This window comes from Pseudomonas sp. IPO3774 (assembly GCF_013386835.1).
GTDB lineage: Bacteria > Pseudomonadota > Gammaproteobacteria > Pseudomonadales > Pseudomonadaceae > Aquipseudomonas.
Genome location: NZ_JACAQY010000052.1, coordinates 51,465 through 68,045, shown reverse-complemented (window position 1 = coordinate 68,045; position 16,581 = coordinate 51,465). Strand labels below are relative to the sequence as shown.

16 protein-coding genes and 1 pseudogene are annotated in these 16,581 nt (G+C 62.0%); 14 read left to right on the top strand and 3 right to left on the bottom strand.

Annotation, left to right across the window (positions count from 1 at the left end):
- Positions 1-66 precede the first annotated feature (66 nt).
- From HYE77_RS25195 to phnX, 9 genes are all read left to right on the top strand, one after another.
- Positions 67-333 carry a PepSY domain-containing protein gene (locus tag HYE77_RS25195; RefSeq protein ID WP_003210334.1) on the top strand — a complete coding sequence of 89 codons (267 nt, stop codon included), beginning with the start codon at positions 67-69 and terminating at the stop codon, positions 331-333.
- Positions 333-878: a cytochrome b/b6 domain-containing protein gene (locus tag HYE77_RS25190; protein WP_003210336.1), complete on the top strand. Its 546-nt coding sequence runs from the start codon at positions 333-335 to the stop codon at positions 876-878. Before HYE77_RS25195 ends, HYE77_RS25190 begins: the two co-directional genes overlap by 1 nt.
- A 23-nt stretch (positions 879-901) precedes the next feature.
- Complete coding sequence (locus HYE77_RS25185) at positions 902-2,170, top strand: exo-alpha-sialidase (protein WP_256347483.1); 1,269 nt, start codon at positions 902-904, stop codon at positions 2,168-2,170.
- A complete protein-coding gene (locus tag HYE77_RS25180; protein WP_177069723.1) occupies positions 2,170-2,769 on the top strand; it encodes a hypothetical protein in 600 nt (199 codons plus the stop codon). Before HYE77_RS25185 ends, HYE77_RS25180 begins: the two co-directional genes overlap by 1 nt.
- Positions 2,769-4,787, top strand: a complete 2,019-nt coding sequence (locus tag HYE77_RS25175) for an LTA synthase family protein (protein WP_177069721.1) — start codon at positions 2,769-2,771, stop codon at positions 4,785-4,787. Before HYE77_RS25180 ends, HYE77_RS25175 begins: the two co-directional genes overlap by 1 nt.
- Positions 4,788-4,913: 126 nt before the next feature.
- Positions 4,914-6,005, top strand: a complete 1,092-nt coding sequence (gene psrA, locus HYE77_RS25170; protein ID WP_003210343.1) for an iron-containing alcohol dehydrogenase PsrA — start codon at positions 4,914-4,916, stop codon at positions 6,003-6,005.
- 93 nt (positions 6,006-6,098) lie between these two features.
- Positions 6,099-7,394 (top strand): MFS transporter, encoded by a 1,296-nt coding sequence (locus tag HYE77_RS25165; RefSeq protein ID WP_102606353.1) that lies wholly within the window; start codon positions 6,099-6,101, stop codon positions 7,392-7,394.
- A 36-nt stretch (positions 7,395-7,430) separates the two neighbouring features.
- Positions 7,431-8,303, top strand: a complete 873-nt coding sequence (locus HYE77_RS25160; protein ID WP_087695146.1) for a LysR substrate-binding domain-containing protein — start codon at positions 7,431-7,433, stop codon at positions 8,301-8,303.
- Between the two features lie 88 nt (positions 8,304-8,391).
- Positions 8,392-9,219, top strand: coding sequence for a phosphonoacetaldehyde hydrolase (phnX, locus tag HYE77_RS25155; RefSeq protein ID WP_177069719.1), 828 nt, complete (start codon positions 8,392-8,394; stop codon positions 9,217-9,219).
- Between the two features lie 39 nt (positions 9,220-9,258).
- On the opposite strand, the gene HYE77_RS25150 is transcribed toward phnX, so the two are convergent.
- On the bottom strand, positions 9,259-10,224 hold the full coding sequence (locus tag HYE77_RS25150; RefSeq protein WP_177069717.1) for an oxidoreductase: 966 nt from the start codon (positions 10,222-10,224) through the stop codon (positions 9,259-9,261).
- A 79-nt stretch (positions 10,225-10,303) separates the two neighbouring features.
- Between HYE77_RS25150 and HYE77_RS25145 the strand changes: the two genes are divergently transcribed.
- Complete coding sequence (locus HYE77_RS25145; protein WP_023659137.1) at positions 10,304-11,242, top strand: AraC family transcriptional regulator; 939 nt, start codon at positions 10,304-10,306, stop codon at positions 11,240-11,242.
- A 1-nt stretch (position 11,243) separates the two neighbouring features.
- Here HYE77_RS25145 and HYE77_RS25140 read toward each other — a convergent pair whose 3' ends face one another.
- Both HYE77_RS25140 and HYE77_RS25135 read right to left on the bottom strand, forming a co-directional pair.
- On the bottom strand, positions 11,244-11,627 hold the full coding sequence (locus tag HYE77_RS25140; protein ID WP_003210355.1) for a cytochrome c family protein: 384 nt from the start codon (positions 11,625-11,627) through the stop codon (positions 11,244-11,246).
- A gap of 27 nt (positions 11,628-11,654) precedes the next feature.
- Positions 11,655-12,176: pseudogene (locus HYE77_RS25135) on the bottom strand (GNAT family N-acetyltransferase).
- A 124-nt stretch (positions 12,177-12,300) separates the two neighbouring features.
- On the opposite strand from HYE77_RS25135, the gene HYE77_RS25130 reads away from it, so the two are divergent.
- From HYE77_RS25130 to HYE77_RS25115, 4 genes are all read left to right on the top strand, one after another.
- Positions 12,301-13,020, top strand: coding sequence for an SDR family oxidoreductase (locus tag HYE77_RS25130; protein WP_008438472.1), 720 nt, complete (start codon positions 12,301-12,303; stop codon positions 13,018-13,020).
- 142 nt (positions 13,021-13,162) lie between these two features.
- Complete coding sequence (locus HYE77_RS25125) at positions 13,163-13,540, top strand: response regulator (protein ID WP_003210361.1); 378 nt, start codon at positions 13,163-13,165, stop codon at positions 13,538-13,540.
- Between the two features lie 101 nt (positions 13,541-13,641).
- Positions 13,642-14,256, top strand: a complete 615-nt coding sequence (locus HYE77_RS25120) for a biliverdin-producing heme oxygenase (RefSeq protein WP_177069715.1) — start codon at positions 13,642-13,644, stop codon at positions 14,254-14,256.
- Positions 14,253-16,481, top strand: coding sequence for an ATP-binding protein (locus HYE77_RS25115; protein ID WP_177069713.1), 2,229 nt, complete (start codon positions 14,253-14,255; stop codon positions 16,479-16,481). Before HYE77_RS25120 ends, HYE77_RS25115 begins: the two co-directional genes overlap by 4 nt.
- The last annotated feature ends 100 nt before the right edge of the window (positions 16,482-16,581 follow it).

Genomic DNA, 16,581 nt, shown 5'->3' with positions numbered 1-16,581 from the left:
CAACTAAGCTTTCGCTAAGGTTGGTTTTGCACAGTGAAATCTCCCACATCTGCTGAGAGTGCTCCCATGCGCAAAATTCTCTTGCTGTCGCTGATTATCGCCAGCCCCATGGCCTTCGCCGGCCCGCAATGCACCACTGCCGAGCGCTCGCAATGGCAGGACCAGAAGGCCTTTCAGGAGCAACTCAAGGCCCAGGGCTACGAGATCAGCAAGTTCAAGGTCACTGACGGCAACTGCTACGAGATCTATGGCTTTGACAAGGACAAGCGCAAGGTCGAGATCTACCACGATCCAGTCACCGGCAAGGCCGTGAAGACAGAGATCAAGGGCTGATGCCAGCAACCTCCCTGCGCCTCTGGGACCCGGTGGTGAGGGTGTTTCACCTCTCCATCGCCGGCGTCTTTGTGGCCAATTACTTCTTCAACGAAGCAGGCGACGACTGGCACGTATGGCTGGGCTATTACGCCATGGCCTGGTTGCTGGTGCGGTTGGTGTGGGGATTTGTCGGTCCGCGCAGCGCGCGCTGGGCGGACTTCTGGCCAACGCCGGAACGGCTCATGGGCCATGTGCGTTCACTGCTCAACCGCCGGCCGCAGCACCGCCTGGGCCATTCGCCCATTGGCGCGCTGGTGATGATTCTGATGTTGCTGGCGCTGCTGGCTATCGGTGCCAGTGGCTTTTTGATGCAGGAAGTCGACGCCCTGTGGGGCGCCGATTGGCCGCTGCTGTTGCACGAAACTGCCGCCAATGTACTGGCCGGCCTGGTAGGCGTGCATGTGCTGGCGGCGTTGTTTGAAAGTATCCAGGTGCGGGACAACCTGCCGTTATCCATGCTCACCGGCCGCAGGAGGCGCCTGCCGGATGACCGTGCGCAGTAATCCTTTTTCCCGACAGGTTCTCTATGCGCCCGCTTTTAATGATCTGCAGTCTGCTGGTGGTGTTTTTCGCTGCCTGGCAAAGTCATCCGCCCCACGTATTGGCGCCGTTTGCCCAAGGCCCCAAGGACAGCTCGCCAACAGAGGACGCCCCGCAATACAGCAGCCGCTTTGTCTCCTCGCAGCTCAATGACTTTGTGCATTCCTCCTCGGTCACCGCCCTGCCCGGCGGCGACCTGATGGCCGTGTGGTTTGCCGGGTCCCGCGAGGGCGCCGCCGATGTGCAGGTGCGCACCGCGCGCTTTGACGCGAAAAGCGCCGAGTGGGGCCCGGAGCACGTATTGGCCACCCGCGAAAGCACGCGCGACGGCACGCACCGCTACATCCGCAAGCTGGGCAACCCGGTGATCGCCCTGGCACCGGACAATCGCCTGTGGATGTTCTACGTTTCGGTGTCGGTAGGCGGCTGGGCCACCAGCGCGATCAACGTGATGGTCTCGGATGACCTGGGGACGAACTGGTCGGCCCCTCGGCAACTGATCACCTCGCCATTCTTCAATATCAGCACGCTGGTGCGCGCCGCACCGGTATTCCACGCTGACGGTTCCATCGGCCTGCCGGTGTACCACGAGTTCATGGGCAAATTCGCCGAGTACCTGTACTTGAGCCCCGACGGTGCGGTGGTCGACAAATTCCGTATCAGCCGTGGGAAGAACTCGCTGCAGCCGACCATCGTCCCGCAGGACGGCCAATGCGCCATCGCCATGTTGCGTTACGCCGGCGAAACCCATCACCGAGTCCTCGCCAGTCGCACCGAAGACGCCGGCCAAACCTGGAGCGAGCCTTACCCATTGGAGCCGTCCAATCCCAACTCCTCGCTGGCAGCCGTCAGCACTGAAGGCGACGGTTTGCTCGTGGCCCTCAACGACCTGCAGGACGGCCGCTTCAAGCTCAGCCTATACGGCACCGATGCCAAGCTCAATCAGTGGCGCACCGTGGTGGAACTGGATCAATCCCCCGACCCCTTGGGCCAACCGTTCTCCCCCGAGGCCTACAAGGAAATCATCGGTGAAGGCTTCCGCGCCTCCAGCGGCGCCCTGCGCCTGCCCCTGGAGCAACGCTTCCTCAGCAACCTGGACTACCGGGTGTGCAAGCCCCGTGGCTGCGATTTCGAATACGAGTACCCGTACTTCAGCCGCAGCCCGGACGGCATGTACCACCTGGTGTACTCGTGGAATAACACCTTTATCAAACATGTCAGCTTCAACGAAGCCTGGCTGTCGGAGCGCCTGTGATGGTTTCTGTATGGCAAGCGCATTTGAGTTTTGTGCTGTTGGGTTTTGTGCTGCTCAGCCTGTTGCGCGTCACAACACCCTGGCGCCCCTGGCTGCTGCCGGTGTTGGTGGTGGTGAGTTTTATCCCGGTCAACGAACTGCCGTTGGCGGCGTATGTGCGCAGCTTCACCGATGACCTGGCCATCAGCACCCTGGTGTTGCTGGCGTGGGTCAGCCTGTGCCGGTTGGGCGTGGTGCAGCCGCTCCAGCGCCCGCAGAAGGTCCAGGTGCTGCTGCTGTTTGGCATCCTGAGCCTGGTGCTGTACCCGGCAACGATGGGCCTGACGTATTTCGACCCCTACCGCTGGGGTTTCAACCCTCGGCCGATGATCGTGCTGATAGGCGCGGCAGCACTGTTGATGCTCTGGCTGCGTAATACGCTGGCGGTGTGGATGCTCGCGGCGGGCACCCTGGCGTTCGCGCTGCGGCTCAAGGCCTCGGAAAACTACTGGGACTATCTGATCGACCCACTGCTGACGGGCTACTGCCTGGTGGCCGGGTTGTGGATGCTGGCGATGGCTGCCTGGCGCCCTCTTTTAAAATTGCACAGAGGTCAATGATGGGATGGTTGCACTCGCGCCGCCTGCGCTACGGCGTGGGCGCGATCGGTTTGGTATTTGCGTTGCTGGCGGCACTGCGGCTGGTGTTTGTATGGGGATTTTCCGGGGTCGGCCTGAGGGAGCCCGCACTGCTGGAAACCGTGGGCATCGGCCTGCGTTTCGACCTGCGCCTGGCGGTGCTGATCCTGTTGCCCCTGGCACTGCTCGCCTGGCTGCCACGCTGGAACCTGGTGACTGTCCCCGCCCTGCGCTGGCTGGCACGGGGTTATCTGCTGCTGGCGCTGGCCATCGTCGGGCTGGTGTACATCATCGACTTCGGCCACTACGCCTACCTCGGTGTGCGCATCAACGCCACGGTGCTGCGTTACCTGGAAGACGCGCAGATTTCACAACAGATGGTGTGGGAAACCTACCCGGTGCTGTGGATAACCTTGAGCTGGCTTGCCGCCGTCGGCCTATGGACCTACGCCCTGGTTCGCCTTGAACGCATCACCCTGGATGGCGAACGCAAACCCATTGGCAAGCTGGCCATCGCATCCGTGGCCACCGTCGGCGTGATCGCGGTATTGCTGGCCCTGCTCGGCCGCGTCGCCAACCTCAATATCGAAAATCCCGTGCCCCTGCGCTGGAGCGACGCGTTCTTTTCCGGCAACAACCAGATCGCCGCCGCGGGCCTCAACCCGGTGCTGTTTCTGTACGACACCCTCAAGGTCGGCCAGTCGCAATTCGATGAGGCGCGGGTGCGCGAGCATTACCCGCAAGTCGCGAATTATCTGGGGGTCAGCCAGCCCGACCCCGAGCAGTTGAACTTCGCCCGTGAACAAGCCGTGCAGCCTTATCAGCTCAAGGGCGAGCGCCCGCCGAACGTGATCTTCGTGATGCTCGAGTCCCTCGGCACCAGCGCCGTGGGCGCCTATGGCAACCCGCTGAACCCCACGCCGAACCTCGACAAGCTGGCGAAGGAAAGCTGGTTCTTCAAACACTTCTACGTGCCCGTCACCGGCACCGCCAAAACCGTGTGGGCGAGCATCACCGGCGTGCCCGACGTTACCCGCCAGGAGACGGCAACCCGCAACCCGCTGATCACCCGGCAACACACCTTGATCAATGCGTTCGAGGACTACCAGAAGCTCTACATGATCGGCGGCAATGCCGGCTGGGCGAATATCAACGCCTTGATCCGCCAGAGCATCGACGGCGTGAAGCTGTATGACGAAAGCCACTGGCGCTCGCCACGGGTGGACGTGTGGGGCGTTTCGGATCTGGACCTGTTCAAGGAAGGCGACGAACTGCTGCGGGCCATCCCCAAGGACCAACCGTTCTTCGCCTACCTGCAAACCTCCGGCAACCACCGACCGTTTACCATCCCCAAGACCAACGATGGCTTCAAGGTGCATGACCTCACCGTGGAACAAGTGCAGGCCGCAGGCAGCCGCAGCGTCGAGCAGTACAACGCCGTGCGCCTGCTGGACTTCAACATCGGCCGCCTGATGGAAATCGCCAAGGCTGGCGGTTACTACGACAACACCATCTTCGTGTTTTTCGGCGACCACAACACCCGAATCAGCCAGATTCCGCACATGGCGCCGGCATTCGAGCAGCTTGGGCTGGAAAGCAACAACGTGCCGATGATGATCCACGCGCCCGGCCTGCAACCCCGGGTGATCGAAGAAGCCGTCGGCCTGGCGGACCTGCTGCCGACCGTGGCCGGCATGGCGGGCATACCGTTCCGCAATGGCGCGATGGGCCGGGATATCCAGCAACCTGCGCCGGAAGGCGAGCGCGTGGTGCCGCTGGTATTGCGCGAGGGCACGTTCCCGCTGATCGGCGGCGTGACCAAGGACTTCCTGCTGCAAATGGAGCACGACGGCAGCTCGCCGACCCTGCATGACCTGGCGTCGCAAACGCCGAGGGACGATGTGGCTCAGCAGTATCCCGAGGAGTTTGAGCGGTTGCAGGGGCTGACTCGTGGCCTGCATGAGAGTGCGCGATTGATGTTGTTCCGGAACGTGCGCTGAAGTCACCTGACGGTCGGGCTGTACTATCGGCCTAGCCAATCCATCCCCACAATCTATCGATTTGAGGTCCACCTCACCCTCCCCGACTATGGCGGCACTTCCAATAACAAAAACCAGGAACCCGCCATGACTGCCCGCTTCCACAACCCGGTAGACACCCGCTTCGGCTGGGGCTGCCTGCAAGAACTCGCCGCTCTTACCGAAGGCCAGAGCGTCGCCCTCGTGACCTTTCCCGAAGCCCGCGGGCTCGGTTTGGTAGACCGCATCCAGGCCCTGCTGGGCGAACGCCTGGTGTACGTCATCGAAGACGTACAGCCCAACCCTGACGTGGCCCAACTGCGCGACACCTACGAGCGTTTCTGGCTGCAGGCCGGTGACTGCCAGGTGGTGGTCGCCGTCGGCGGTGGCAGTGCAATTGATACGGCAAAGGCCTTGATCGTCGGCACAGATTCCGGGGATTTCGACGAGCTGCTGGCGTTGCTGGCCACCGGTAAACCTTTCGCGCCGGCCCGCCACAAGCTGTTGATTGCCGCACCGACCACCGCCGGCACCGGCAGCGAAGTCACGCCATGGGCGACGATCTGGGACTCCGCCAGCCTCAAGAAGTATTCGCTGCACCTGGACTGCACCTGGCCGACAGTGGCGATCATCGACCCGCAGTTGATGCTGACGGTGCCGGCCGGGGTCACGGTGTCCACCGGGCTGGATGCCTTGTCCCATGCGCTGGAATCGATCTGGAACGTCAACGCCAACCCGGTCTCGGACACCTTCGCCATCTCCGCCATCGAAGACATCCTGGAATGCCTGCCGCGCTTGCGGCGTGACCTCGGCAACCAGGAATTGCGCTCGCGCATGGCCTTGGCGGCGCTGAAAGCCGGCCTGGCTTTTTCCAACACCAAGACCGCCCTCGCCCACTCCATCTCTTATGAGATGACTCTGCACCACGGCCTGCCCCATGGCATCGCCTGTTCCTTCACTTTGCCGCTGGTACTGGGCCTGGCATGGGGGCACGACGCCGCGCGGGACCGCACTCTGCAACGGGTATTCGGCACCGACCTGCAGCAGGCCCAGGCGCAGCTGCGCGACTTCCTCCACAGCCTGGACGTGAAGACCGAATTTGCCGACTACGGCGTGAATGCCACCGAGGCCGAGGCGATGATCCGCTTCGCCCTGCAAGGCGCACGCGGCAAGAATTTCATCGGCGCGCAAGCGGCCTAGACTCACCGTAATTCAGTCGTTTCCTGTTGCACCTATCAAGAGTGCCCCCCAGCGGCTACGGTCGCCGGGGCGAATAACAATAAGGAAAACATCATGAATCGTGCACACGTGCTGCCTGTTCCTGCCGTCCGTACCTCATCGTTTCGCGTAGCCCAGTGGCGCATGCTGCTGGCGGCGATGTTTTGTTATCTGTTTTTCTACACCGGCCGCCAGACCTTCGGCTTTGCCATCCCCGGAATCCAGGCCGAGTTCGGCCTGACCAAGGAAACCCTAGGTTGGGCCTCCGCGGCGATGCTTTGGGCCTACGCGATTGGCCAGGCGATCAACGGCAACCTCGCCGACAAGTTCGGCGGCCGCCGCATCATGACCCTGGGCGCGGTGCTGTCCTGCGCGGCCAACTGGGTCACCAGTTTCGCCGGCGGCTTTGCCGGGTTGATCCTGCCGTGGGGCATCAACGGTTACTTCCAGGCTCTCGGCTGGGCACCCGGCAGCCGGTTGATTTCCAATTGGTGGAGCGCCGGCGAGCGCGGCAAGGTGTATGGCTTTTATGTGTTCGCCGCCGGGTGCGCCTCGGTCCTGTCGTACGTCACCTCCATCGTGGTGCTGGAAGTGTTCCAACTGGAATGGCGCTGGATCTTCCGCCTGCCGGTGCTGTTGATGTTGGCGGGCGGCATCATTTTCTACCTGGTGGCCCGCGAGCGGCCTCAAGACATGGGCTTCGAGCCCCTGGCCGATACCGGCGTGGCGAATGCCGAAGACAAGAATCATGAAGTGGCCCACGGCGAAGTCGAATCCTCGGCGCAGCGCTACAAGGCGGTGCTGAAAAATCCGCGGCTGATCATCGCCGCGATCTCCCTGGGTTTCCAGAACGCCGCCCGCTACGGCCTGATCGTCTGGGTGCCGGTGCACTTCCTCGGGGCCAACTGGAAAAGCGGCGACAGCATGATCGACCCCAAGTGGATCACCGTGGCCCTGCCGGTGGGCATGGCCATCGGCGCCCTGAGCAACGGCTGGGTCTCGGACAAGCTGTTCGGCTCCAAACGCTACCTGGCGATCATGCTCTACATGTTCCTCGGCGCCGCCACCAGCCTGTGGATGTGGAGTTTGCCGCCCCACAGCGCAATCGGCCTGGTAGCGTTGTTCCTCTGCGGGTTCTTCGTGTATGGCCCGGCGTCGAGTTTCTGGGCGCTGTGCCCGGACCTGGTCGGCGCCAAGCGTGCGGGTACGGCCACGGGCGTGATGAATTTCTCATCCTATCTGTTCGCCGGCCTGGCGGAACCGCTGATCGGCAGTATGCTCGACAGTACCGGCAATACCTCGCTGATCTTCATCGTCGTGACCTCGGCCTGCCTGTGCAGCGCAGCGGTGGCGTTGTTTATCCGACGTTGATGACCGGCCCGGCGGACCTCAGGAACAGGACTCGTTATGTACCAGTACCACAAGTGGCTGCGCTCGTTTCATGCGGTGGCGAAGACCGGCAGTTTCACCCTCGCCGCCGAGTACCTGAGCGTCGGCCAGCCGACGGTCAGCGAGCAGGTCAACGGGCTGGAGAAGCAGTTCTCGGTGGAGCTGTTCCACCGTCGCGGGCGGTTTATCGAGATGAGTGCCGCCGGGCACGCCCTTTACGGGATCACCCAGGGGCTGTTCGGCCAGGAGGATGAAGCCATGCAACTGTTGCAGAGTTTCAAGCAGCGCAAGACCGGGCTGCTGCGCCTGGGCGCGGTGTCGCCGCCGATCGCGATGAACCTGACCTACGAGCTGATGCAGCGCCACCCGGACATCGAACTGGAAACCTCGTTTTCCCCGGAAAAGGAAACCCTGGACCGGCTCTTCAACTTCGATATCGACGTGGCGATCCTGGCACTTTCGGAGTTCGACCAGCGCTTCGATACCCAGCTGTACCGGCGCTATCCGATTATTGCGGTGGTGCGCGATGACCACCCGTGGGCCCGGCAGAAAGAGGTGCACGTGGAACAGATCAGCCGCGAAAAGTGGGTGATGCGCGAGAAAAGCTCACGCACCCGGCAACTGGTTGAAGAAAGCTGCAAGCGCCAGGGCATCGCCGTGAACTGCGTGATGCAGCTGAACAGTCGCGAAGCCATTGTGCACGCGATCACCAAGGGCATCGGCATCGGCTTTGTGTCTGCCGTGGAATACGCCGAAACCCCGGGCACCACGCCGATCACCTTCGTCGACCATCCGTTTTTCATCGACTACCACTTGTGTTGCCTGGGCATCCGCCGCAACCGACCGATGATCGCCGAGCTATTCGAGGCCAGCCCGATCCCGGCCACCTGATCGTCTTGACCGTTTAAACCCTCACCAGGCGCTTACCTCTTCTTTGAGAGAGGGACGGCCTGCTCACACCTGAAAATGGAGACTTGCCATGCACTACCAACAACCTTCCAAGCTGCAAGCCGTGGTCCTGGACTGGGCCGGCACCGTCGTCGACTTCGGTTCCTTCGCCCCCACGCAGATTTTTGTCGAGGCGTTCGGCGAGTTCGGCGTCGCCGTTTCCCTGGAGGAAGCCCGCGGCCCGATGGGCATGGGCAAGTGGGATCACATCCGCACCTTGTGCAACCTGCCGCAGATTGCCGAGCGTTATCGGGCGGTATTTGATCGCTTACCGACTGACGAGGATGTCACCGCACTGTATGAGCGCTTCATGCCGTTGCAGATCGAGAAAATCGCGCTGCATTCGGCGGTCATTCCCGGCGCCCTTGAGGCGATCAACACCCTGCGCGCGCAGGGCTTGAAGATTGGCTCCTGCTCCGGGTACCCGGCGGTGGTGATGGCCAAGGTGGTCGAGCTGGCGCGACAGAACGGCTACGTCGCCGACCATGTGGTGGCAACCGACGAAGTGCCCAACGGGCGCCCGCATCCGGCGCAGGCACTGGCCAACGTGATTGCCCTGGGGGTCAGCGATGTGGCCGCGTGCGTGAAGGTCGACGACACCTGGCCGGGGATCCTGGAAGGCCGTAGCGCCGGCATGTGGACGGTGGCGTTGACCTGTTCCGGCAACGCACTGGGTTTGACCTACGAGCAATACCAGGCGCTGCCTGCTGCTGAGCTGGCGCTGGAGCGTGCGCGCATTACACAGATGTTCGAGGGCTCGCGGCCGCATTACCTGATCGACACCATCGTCGAACTGCCGGCGGTGATCGACGATATCAATGCGCGTTTGGCGCGCGGAGAAACGCCGCAGGGTTCTTGATGGGCCGATGGGGTCAGTGAGCTGACCCCACACTGCGGCCTATCGCCCTGCGACAAGCTGCTCGCTAAGTATCCACAGCCGCTGCGCCAACCCGGTATCCACCGCCCACGGCCTGACACCCAACTGCTCTTCCGATTCCGCACTCACTGCCGCCGCCACATCACAGTTCTCGCAATAGACCCCGCCCATTCCCGCCAACTGCCCACTCACCGCGCACCACACACTGGTGGCCGCGCCTTGCTCCGGGGTTTTCATGTTCCGCTCAGGGTCGATCACCGGTTTCCCGTGCTCGTCGACATAGCCTGATGCCTGCAAGACTTCAGGCTTCATGTGCCGCACCAGATCGGTAATGATTCCACCGGGATGCACCGCAAAAGCCCTTACCCCACTCGCCGCACCGAGCGTATCCAGATGCACGGCGAACAGCGCATTGGCAGTCTTGGACTGACCATAGGCCCTCCATGGATCGTAGGCCTGGCGCTCGAAATTCCAGTCGTCAAAGTCGACGGCGCCGTGCACATGCCCCCGTGAGGACAGCGTCACCACCCGTGCACCTTCGGCGCGCTGCAAGGCCGGCCACAGGCGCTGGGTAAGCAGGAAATGCCCGAGATGGTTGGTCGCAAACTGAGATTCGTAGCCCTGGGCATTGCGGCTCAACGGCGGCGCCATGATGCCCGCGTTATTGATCAGCAGGTGCAGCGGGCAGCCTGTCGCCAGAAAGCGCTCGGCAAACTGTTCGATGGACTGGGCGTCCATCAAGTCCAGGGGTTCAAGTTGCAGCTGTGGGTAAGGTTTGAGTGCGGCGCGTGCCTTGGCCAGGTCACGGGCCGGGACGATCACGCGGGCGCCCGCGGCAGCCAGGGTACGGGCGGTGACCAGGCCAATGCCGGAGTAGCCGCCCGTGACAATCGCCACCTTGCCCGAGAGATCGACGCCCCGGATGACTTCGGCGACGGTGGTTGCTGCTCCATAGCCGCTGTGGATCGGTTTTTGTACTGTGGGCATGACAGAGTCTCCATTGGACGTGTGGTTAACACGCTACCCCTCGAAAGCCGTACTCTGAATACTCGATTATCCCATTTACATGCGTAAAAGTACGAATATGCCCAGCGACCCGTTTTCCGAGATTCTCACGTTCGTGAATGCCCAATCGGTGATGACCGGCGGCTTCAGCGCGGGCGGCGCCTGGGCCCTGCGTTTTCCCGCGCCGGACAAGATCAAGTTTTTCGGGGTGGTGAAGGGGCAGTGCTGGTTGTGGATGGATGGCGAACTGGCGCCGGTGTTGATTGAGGCGGGCGATGTGTTCCTGCTGTGTGCGCAACGCTCGTTTGTGCTTGCAGGCGATGTGTCGGTCGCGCCTTTGGAAGCGCGGCAATTATTCGCTGACGCCGGCCGCTTCCCGCAAATCGGTGACGGCCAGGGCTGTGTGCAAATCGGCGGCTACGTGCAACTGGACCCGGAGAGTGGCGGCCTGCTGGCCAACGCGCTGCCGCCCCTGATCCACGTGCGGGCCACGTCGCCGCAAGCGACAATCGTGCAATGGCTACTCGGCCAGTTGGCACATGAGGGGCAAGCCAATTTGCTCGGGGCAAGCTTGGCGTCGGCGCAACTGGCGCAGTTGATGTTTATCCAGATCCTGCGGGCCTATGTCGAGACCTCGGGCGTATTACCCGAAGGCTGGCTGCGCACGGTCAGCGACAAGCGCCTGGCCCCCGCGCTGCGCTTGATACACAGCGAGCCGGGGCGTGCCTGGACACTGGAAGACCTGGCTACGGCGGCTGCGATGTCGCGCACCACCTTTTCGCACTACTTCAAGAGCGTTGCCGGGGTACCACCGTTGGCGTACCTGACCGAGTGGCGCATGCGCCTTGCGCAACGAGCGTTGCGCGAGGGGAATCTGTCAGTGGGCGTGTTAGCGCAGTCGTTGGGGTACGGTTCTGAAAGTGCGTTCAGCAACGCCTTCAAGCGAGTGACAGGAAAGGCCCCGAGGCATTATCGGGACGCGTGCCGTCAATCAATGTGAATTACTGCGCCTGGAACGTCGCAAGGTACGCCAGCAGGTTATCGATCTTCTCCTGGTCGCTGATCCCCCAGAAAATCATCCGGGTGCCGCTCACGACCTTTTTCGGTGCCTCGATGTAGGCGGCCAGCTTGTCCCGCGTCCAGACCACGCCTGAATTCTTCATCGCATCTGAATACTGGTAATCAGTGGTCGTGCCGGCCGGGCGGCCAATGATGCCGTTGAGCTGCGGCCCGAAACCGCCCCGGGCATTTTCGCCGACGCTATGGCAACCGCCGCAGGTTTTGCTGAATAACTTTCCACCGGCTTCGGCGTCTCCCGCCGCCGCTGCCGGCAGGCTGACGAGACCGGCAATCAGGGCGAGGCTGAATAATACGACGTACTTCATGGGTAACTTTCCATCCGTTGTGCCGGTTCAGCTGGGGACTTGCCATGACATGGCACAGCGACTGCCCGGCGCAAAACCGTGACGATACTCCTCGCGCAGAGCCTCTGCCAAACGATGATCCGGCGCCAGCGAATGTGCTTGCTCAAATCCCAGCCGCTGATAAAACGGGGCATTCCAGGGCACATCGCGAAACGTGGTGAGGGTGACGGCCCGCAACAGGCGCAAACTTGCCTCATTCATCACGGCCTCAAGCAATTACCGCCCTGCGCCACGGCCCTGCATGACCTGCGCCACCGACAGTTCATGGATGTGCAGGTCGTCATCAAGCATCTGTGCACTGAGAAAACCCTGGACCTGGCCAGCAGCATCCACCGCCACCCAACACGTACCCCACGCGATCAACTGCAGATGACGTTCAACACTCATGACCTCGGCATCGGCCAGCCAGCTCAAGGATTCGATCGCACGAAAGGACTGGGCCGCACTGCGCTCTATTGCAGGTAAACACACTGCGTCGGGTGCGGCGGCAAGTCGGATAACAGTGAGCATGAGGCAACCCGGGATCGTTGAAACACCTGAGATTAACATCTGGAAACAGCCACTCAATTGATATCACCCCACCACTCTGCTTGCATGCCCGCTCCTCTCGGCACAGCGGTTCAGGAGACAAGCGATGAAAACCATGGTGGTCGGTGCAAGCAAAGGATTGGGCAGGGCCTTGATGGAAGGGCTGGGCGGGGTTGGGGATACGCTGATCGGGGTGTCCCGCAGTCGCCCTGATCCCTTGACGTGCAGCACTGGCGCCGAGGTGCGCTGGGTGGAAGCAGACCTTGGCGTGCCTGGCCAAGCGGCGCACGTCATCGAGCAGGCGGTGGCGGCAGGCGGGCTGGACACACTGATCTATAACCTGGGCATCTGGGAGGCGCGGGCGTTTGATCCGGCGTACAGCTATCTCACCGACGAGGACACGCAACTGGAAGCCATCGTCAGTTGCAACATCACCGCACCGCTGTTGTTGATCAAGCGGCTGCTGCCGGTGTTATTGAAGAGCCCACAGCCGCGCATCATCCTCACAGGCTCGACCTCGGGACTGCCCCAGAGCGGCCGGCCCGAAGTGGCGTTCGGCGCCTCGAAATTCGCCTTGCGCGGCATCGCCGATGCGCTGCGTGAAGGCTATCGCCAGCAACGCCTGGGTGTCACTTGCCTGAACCTGGGCTATCTGAATACCGAAGATTCCTTGAGCACCTCACGCACCCAGGCCGAACAGCGCGGTGAGGGCCAATTGATTCCGGTGCATGACGTGGTGCAGGTGGTGCGTATGGTCTTGAGCCTGTCCGGCGCCAGTTTCGTCAAGGAGCTGACGTTGCCGGCGCTGCTGGATGAACGCTTCTAGCAGGTTTCGCCAGTGGAGCGCCCTGCCCTGACGCAATTCAAAGACAACCAAATGACCACCCATCGCAAAAAAAACATCCAATCGAACCTAATCGACGGCGCCCCACTCCACCTTACTTAACCCGGATGGTGGAGTAAGGATCATGGCTCAGCCATCGATATTGGTGCTGGAAGACGACGAAATCATTCGCTCGTTGATGGTAGATGTACTGGAGGATTTCGGCGCGGTGGTGACCTCGTTCCCGTCCGCAGACGAAGGGATGATTTTTCTTGAACGAGCCAGTGATCCGGTAGACTTGATTGTCAGCGATATCCAGATGCCCGGCCTGCTCAATGGCTACGACTTGAGCAAGGTGGTCGCCCATCGCTGGCCGACGCTGCCGGTGGTGCTGACCTCGGGCAACACCGCAATGGCCTCGCAACTGGGCAGCACCGTGCGGTTCCTGCCCAAGCCGTGGACCACCAAGCGCCTGATCGACTGCGTGCAGTCGGCCCTGGTGCAGGGTTCGCCCATGCACTGATAGCATCGCGATATCAGCCAAGGCGAACTTCACGGCGACTCCTGCGGTCAGTTATTAAGCAACCTTACATGGCCAGCAGGCCCCCAGTTCGAGTTTACTGAATGCATTCACAGGCCCATGACGTTGGTGCGCCCCCTGTACTTGAAGCCCTGCGCTCGGGTACCGCTTTACTGCACGTCGCCCTGGAAAAGCGCTTGCCGTTTTTCTCCCCGCAGCTGGATCACACTCGGTATAAACGCCTGCTCCAGGCCTATTACGGGTTCTACAACCCTCTGGAAACGACGCTGAACGACAGCGGCTTGATCCCCGTGGGGTTTGATCAGGTGCTGCGTCGCAAAACTCCCACCTTGCTGACGGATCTCCACGCCCTGGGCCTGGACGCCCGAGCCATCGCCGCCCTTCCCCATTGCCTGTCGCTACCGCTCCTCGACACGCCGGCCGCCTGCCTGGGCGCGCTGTATGTGTTGGAAGGTGCCACCCTGGGCGGGCAGATCCTGCGCCGGGAAATGGCCCAGCGCCTGGGACTGGATGCCGACAACGGCGGCGCGTTTCTCAACGTGTACGGCGCTGAAACCGGTCGGCGCTGGAAAGACTTTCTCGACTACCTGAGCCATGTGCCCCTCGATGCGCACGCCAAACTGCGCGCCGTGAACGCGGCCCGCTCGACATTCAGCTGCTTTGAGCAATGGCTCGACAGCCAGGAGGTACTGCTATGAAACCCGAAGATTTTGAAGAGTTGCTTGCCAACTGTGCAGACGAACCCATCCGCTTCCCGGGGGCCATCCAGCCCCACGGTGCGCTGCTGACCCTGTCAGAGCCGGAACTGCATATCGTGCAGGTGAGCGCCAACGTAGCCGAACTGTTCAACCACTCACCGGAATCCCTGCTGGGCCAGCCGCTGCACACATTGATCGGCATTGAACATGCCGAAGCCGTCCGGACCATGGTCACGCAAAACAGCTTTTTCGACGCCGCACCGCTGCACATGACCCTCAACGGCGCCGAGTTCGAAGGCTTGCTGCACCGCCATCAGGATGTACTGGTGCTGGAGTTCGAACCACGGCTCAAGGACTTCCAGCCGCGGGCACTCAATGGCCGGACCAGCAACCTGGGCAAGATGCTGCAACGCCTGCAGGCGGCGAAAACCCTGCAAGCCTTGTATGAAATCAGCGTCAACGAAATCCAGGCCATGACCGGCTACGACCGGGTGCTGATTTATCGTTTCGAAGAGGAAGGCCACGGCCAGGTGATCGCCGAAGCGTCCGCCCCGTCGATGGAATTGTTCAACGGCCTGTTCTTCCCGGCGTCTGACATCCCCGAACAAGCCCGGGAGCTGTACCGCACCAATTGGCTGCGGATCATCCCCAATGCCGATTACGAGGCAGTGCCGCTGGTGCCCAGGTTGCGCCCGGACACCGGCCAGCCCCTGGACCTGAGCTTCGCCACCCTGCGCAGCGTGTCGCCGATTCACTGCCAGTACATGAAAAACATGGGGGTGCTGTCGTCCATGAGCATCTCCCTGATGGCCGGCGACAAACTCTGGGGCCTGATCAGTTGCGGCAACCGCCAGCCGCTGCTGGTGCCCAATGATTTGCGCACCGCGTGCCAGACCATCGGCCAGGTGCTGTCGTTGCAGATCAGCGCCATGGAGGCCCTGGACCTAAGCCGCCAGCGCGAAGAAAAAGTCGAGGCCCTGGCCTTGCTCAGCCAGGCCATGCAGGCCTCGCCCGCAAACGTCTTCGATGGCTTGGCGCAGCGTCCGCAATTGCTGATGGACCTGACCCTCGCAGGCGGTGTGGCGATCATCGAAGACAAGCAACTGCACCGTTACGGCAATTGCCCGGAACCTGCGCAGATTCGCGCCCTGCACAAGTGGCTGCAAGAGACCGGGCAGCCGGTGTTTGCCAGCCATAACCTGGCCTCGGTTTACCCGCCGGCGGCTGAATACCAGCACGTAGCCAGTGGCGTGCTGGCCATGAGCTTGCCCAAGCCGGTGGACAACGGCGTGTTGTGGTTTCGTCCCGAAGTGAAGGAAAACATCAACTGGAGCGGCGACCCGAACAAACCCCTGGACCTGGAAAGCACCGACGCGGGCCTGCACCTTCGCCCACGCACCTCGTTTGAAATCTGGAAGGTGGAGATGGCCGGCATTTCCACCAAATGGAGCCACGGTGACCGCTTCGCCGCCAACGACCTGCGCCGCTCGGCCCTGGAAAATGACCTGGCCCGCCAGGTGCTGCGTGAACAACAGGCGGTGCGCGCCCGGGATGAACTGGTGGCGGTGGTTTCCCACGACCTGCGCAACCCGATGACGGTGATCTCGATGCTCTGCGGCATGATGCAAAAGGCCTTCAGTTCCGATGGCCCACACACCTCGCGACGGATTTCCTCGGCCATCGATACCATGCAACAAGCCGCCGGGCGCATGAATGTGCTGCTGGAAGATTTGCTCGACACCTCGAAGATCGAAGCCGGGCGCTACACCGTCAAGCCGGTGGCCCTGGACGTGAGCCAGATGTTCGAGGAGGCCTATTCACTGCTCGCGCCCCTGGCGATGGAAAAGGGCATCGACCTGTCCTTCAATGCCGAACCCGGGCTGCAAATCCATGCCGACCCGGAACGGTTGTTCCAGGTGCTGTCGAACCTGATCGGCAACGCCATCAAGTTCACCCCGCGCCAGGGCAATATCGGCATCAGTGCGCTGAGCAATGGCGAAGAGATCGTGTTTTCGGTACGTGACTCCGGCGAAGGGATCGCCCCTGATCAGTTGCCTCACGTGTTTGATCGCTACTGGACGCAAACCGAAAACAATCCCACCGGCAGCGGCCTGGGCTTGTACATCACCCAAGGCATCGTGCAGGCCCACGGCGGGCGGATCGAGGCTGAGAGTGAGTTGGGGCGAGGCAGCGAGTTTCGGTTTACGGTGCCCAAGCCGGCTTGAAACGGCGCCTCATCGAGACGGCGAAGCATATGGAAACCCAAAGGCCCGGAACGCCGGACCGGGCCAGGGCCACTGATCAGGACGCACTCAAAGGGAGGTG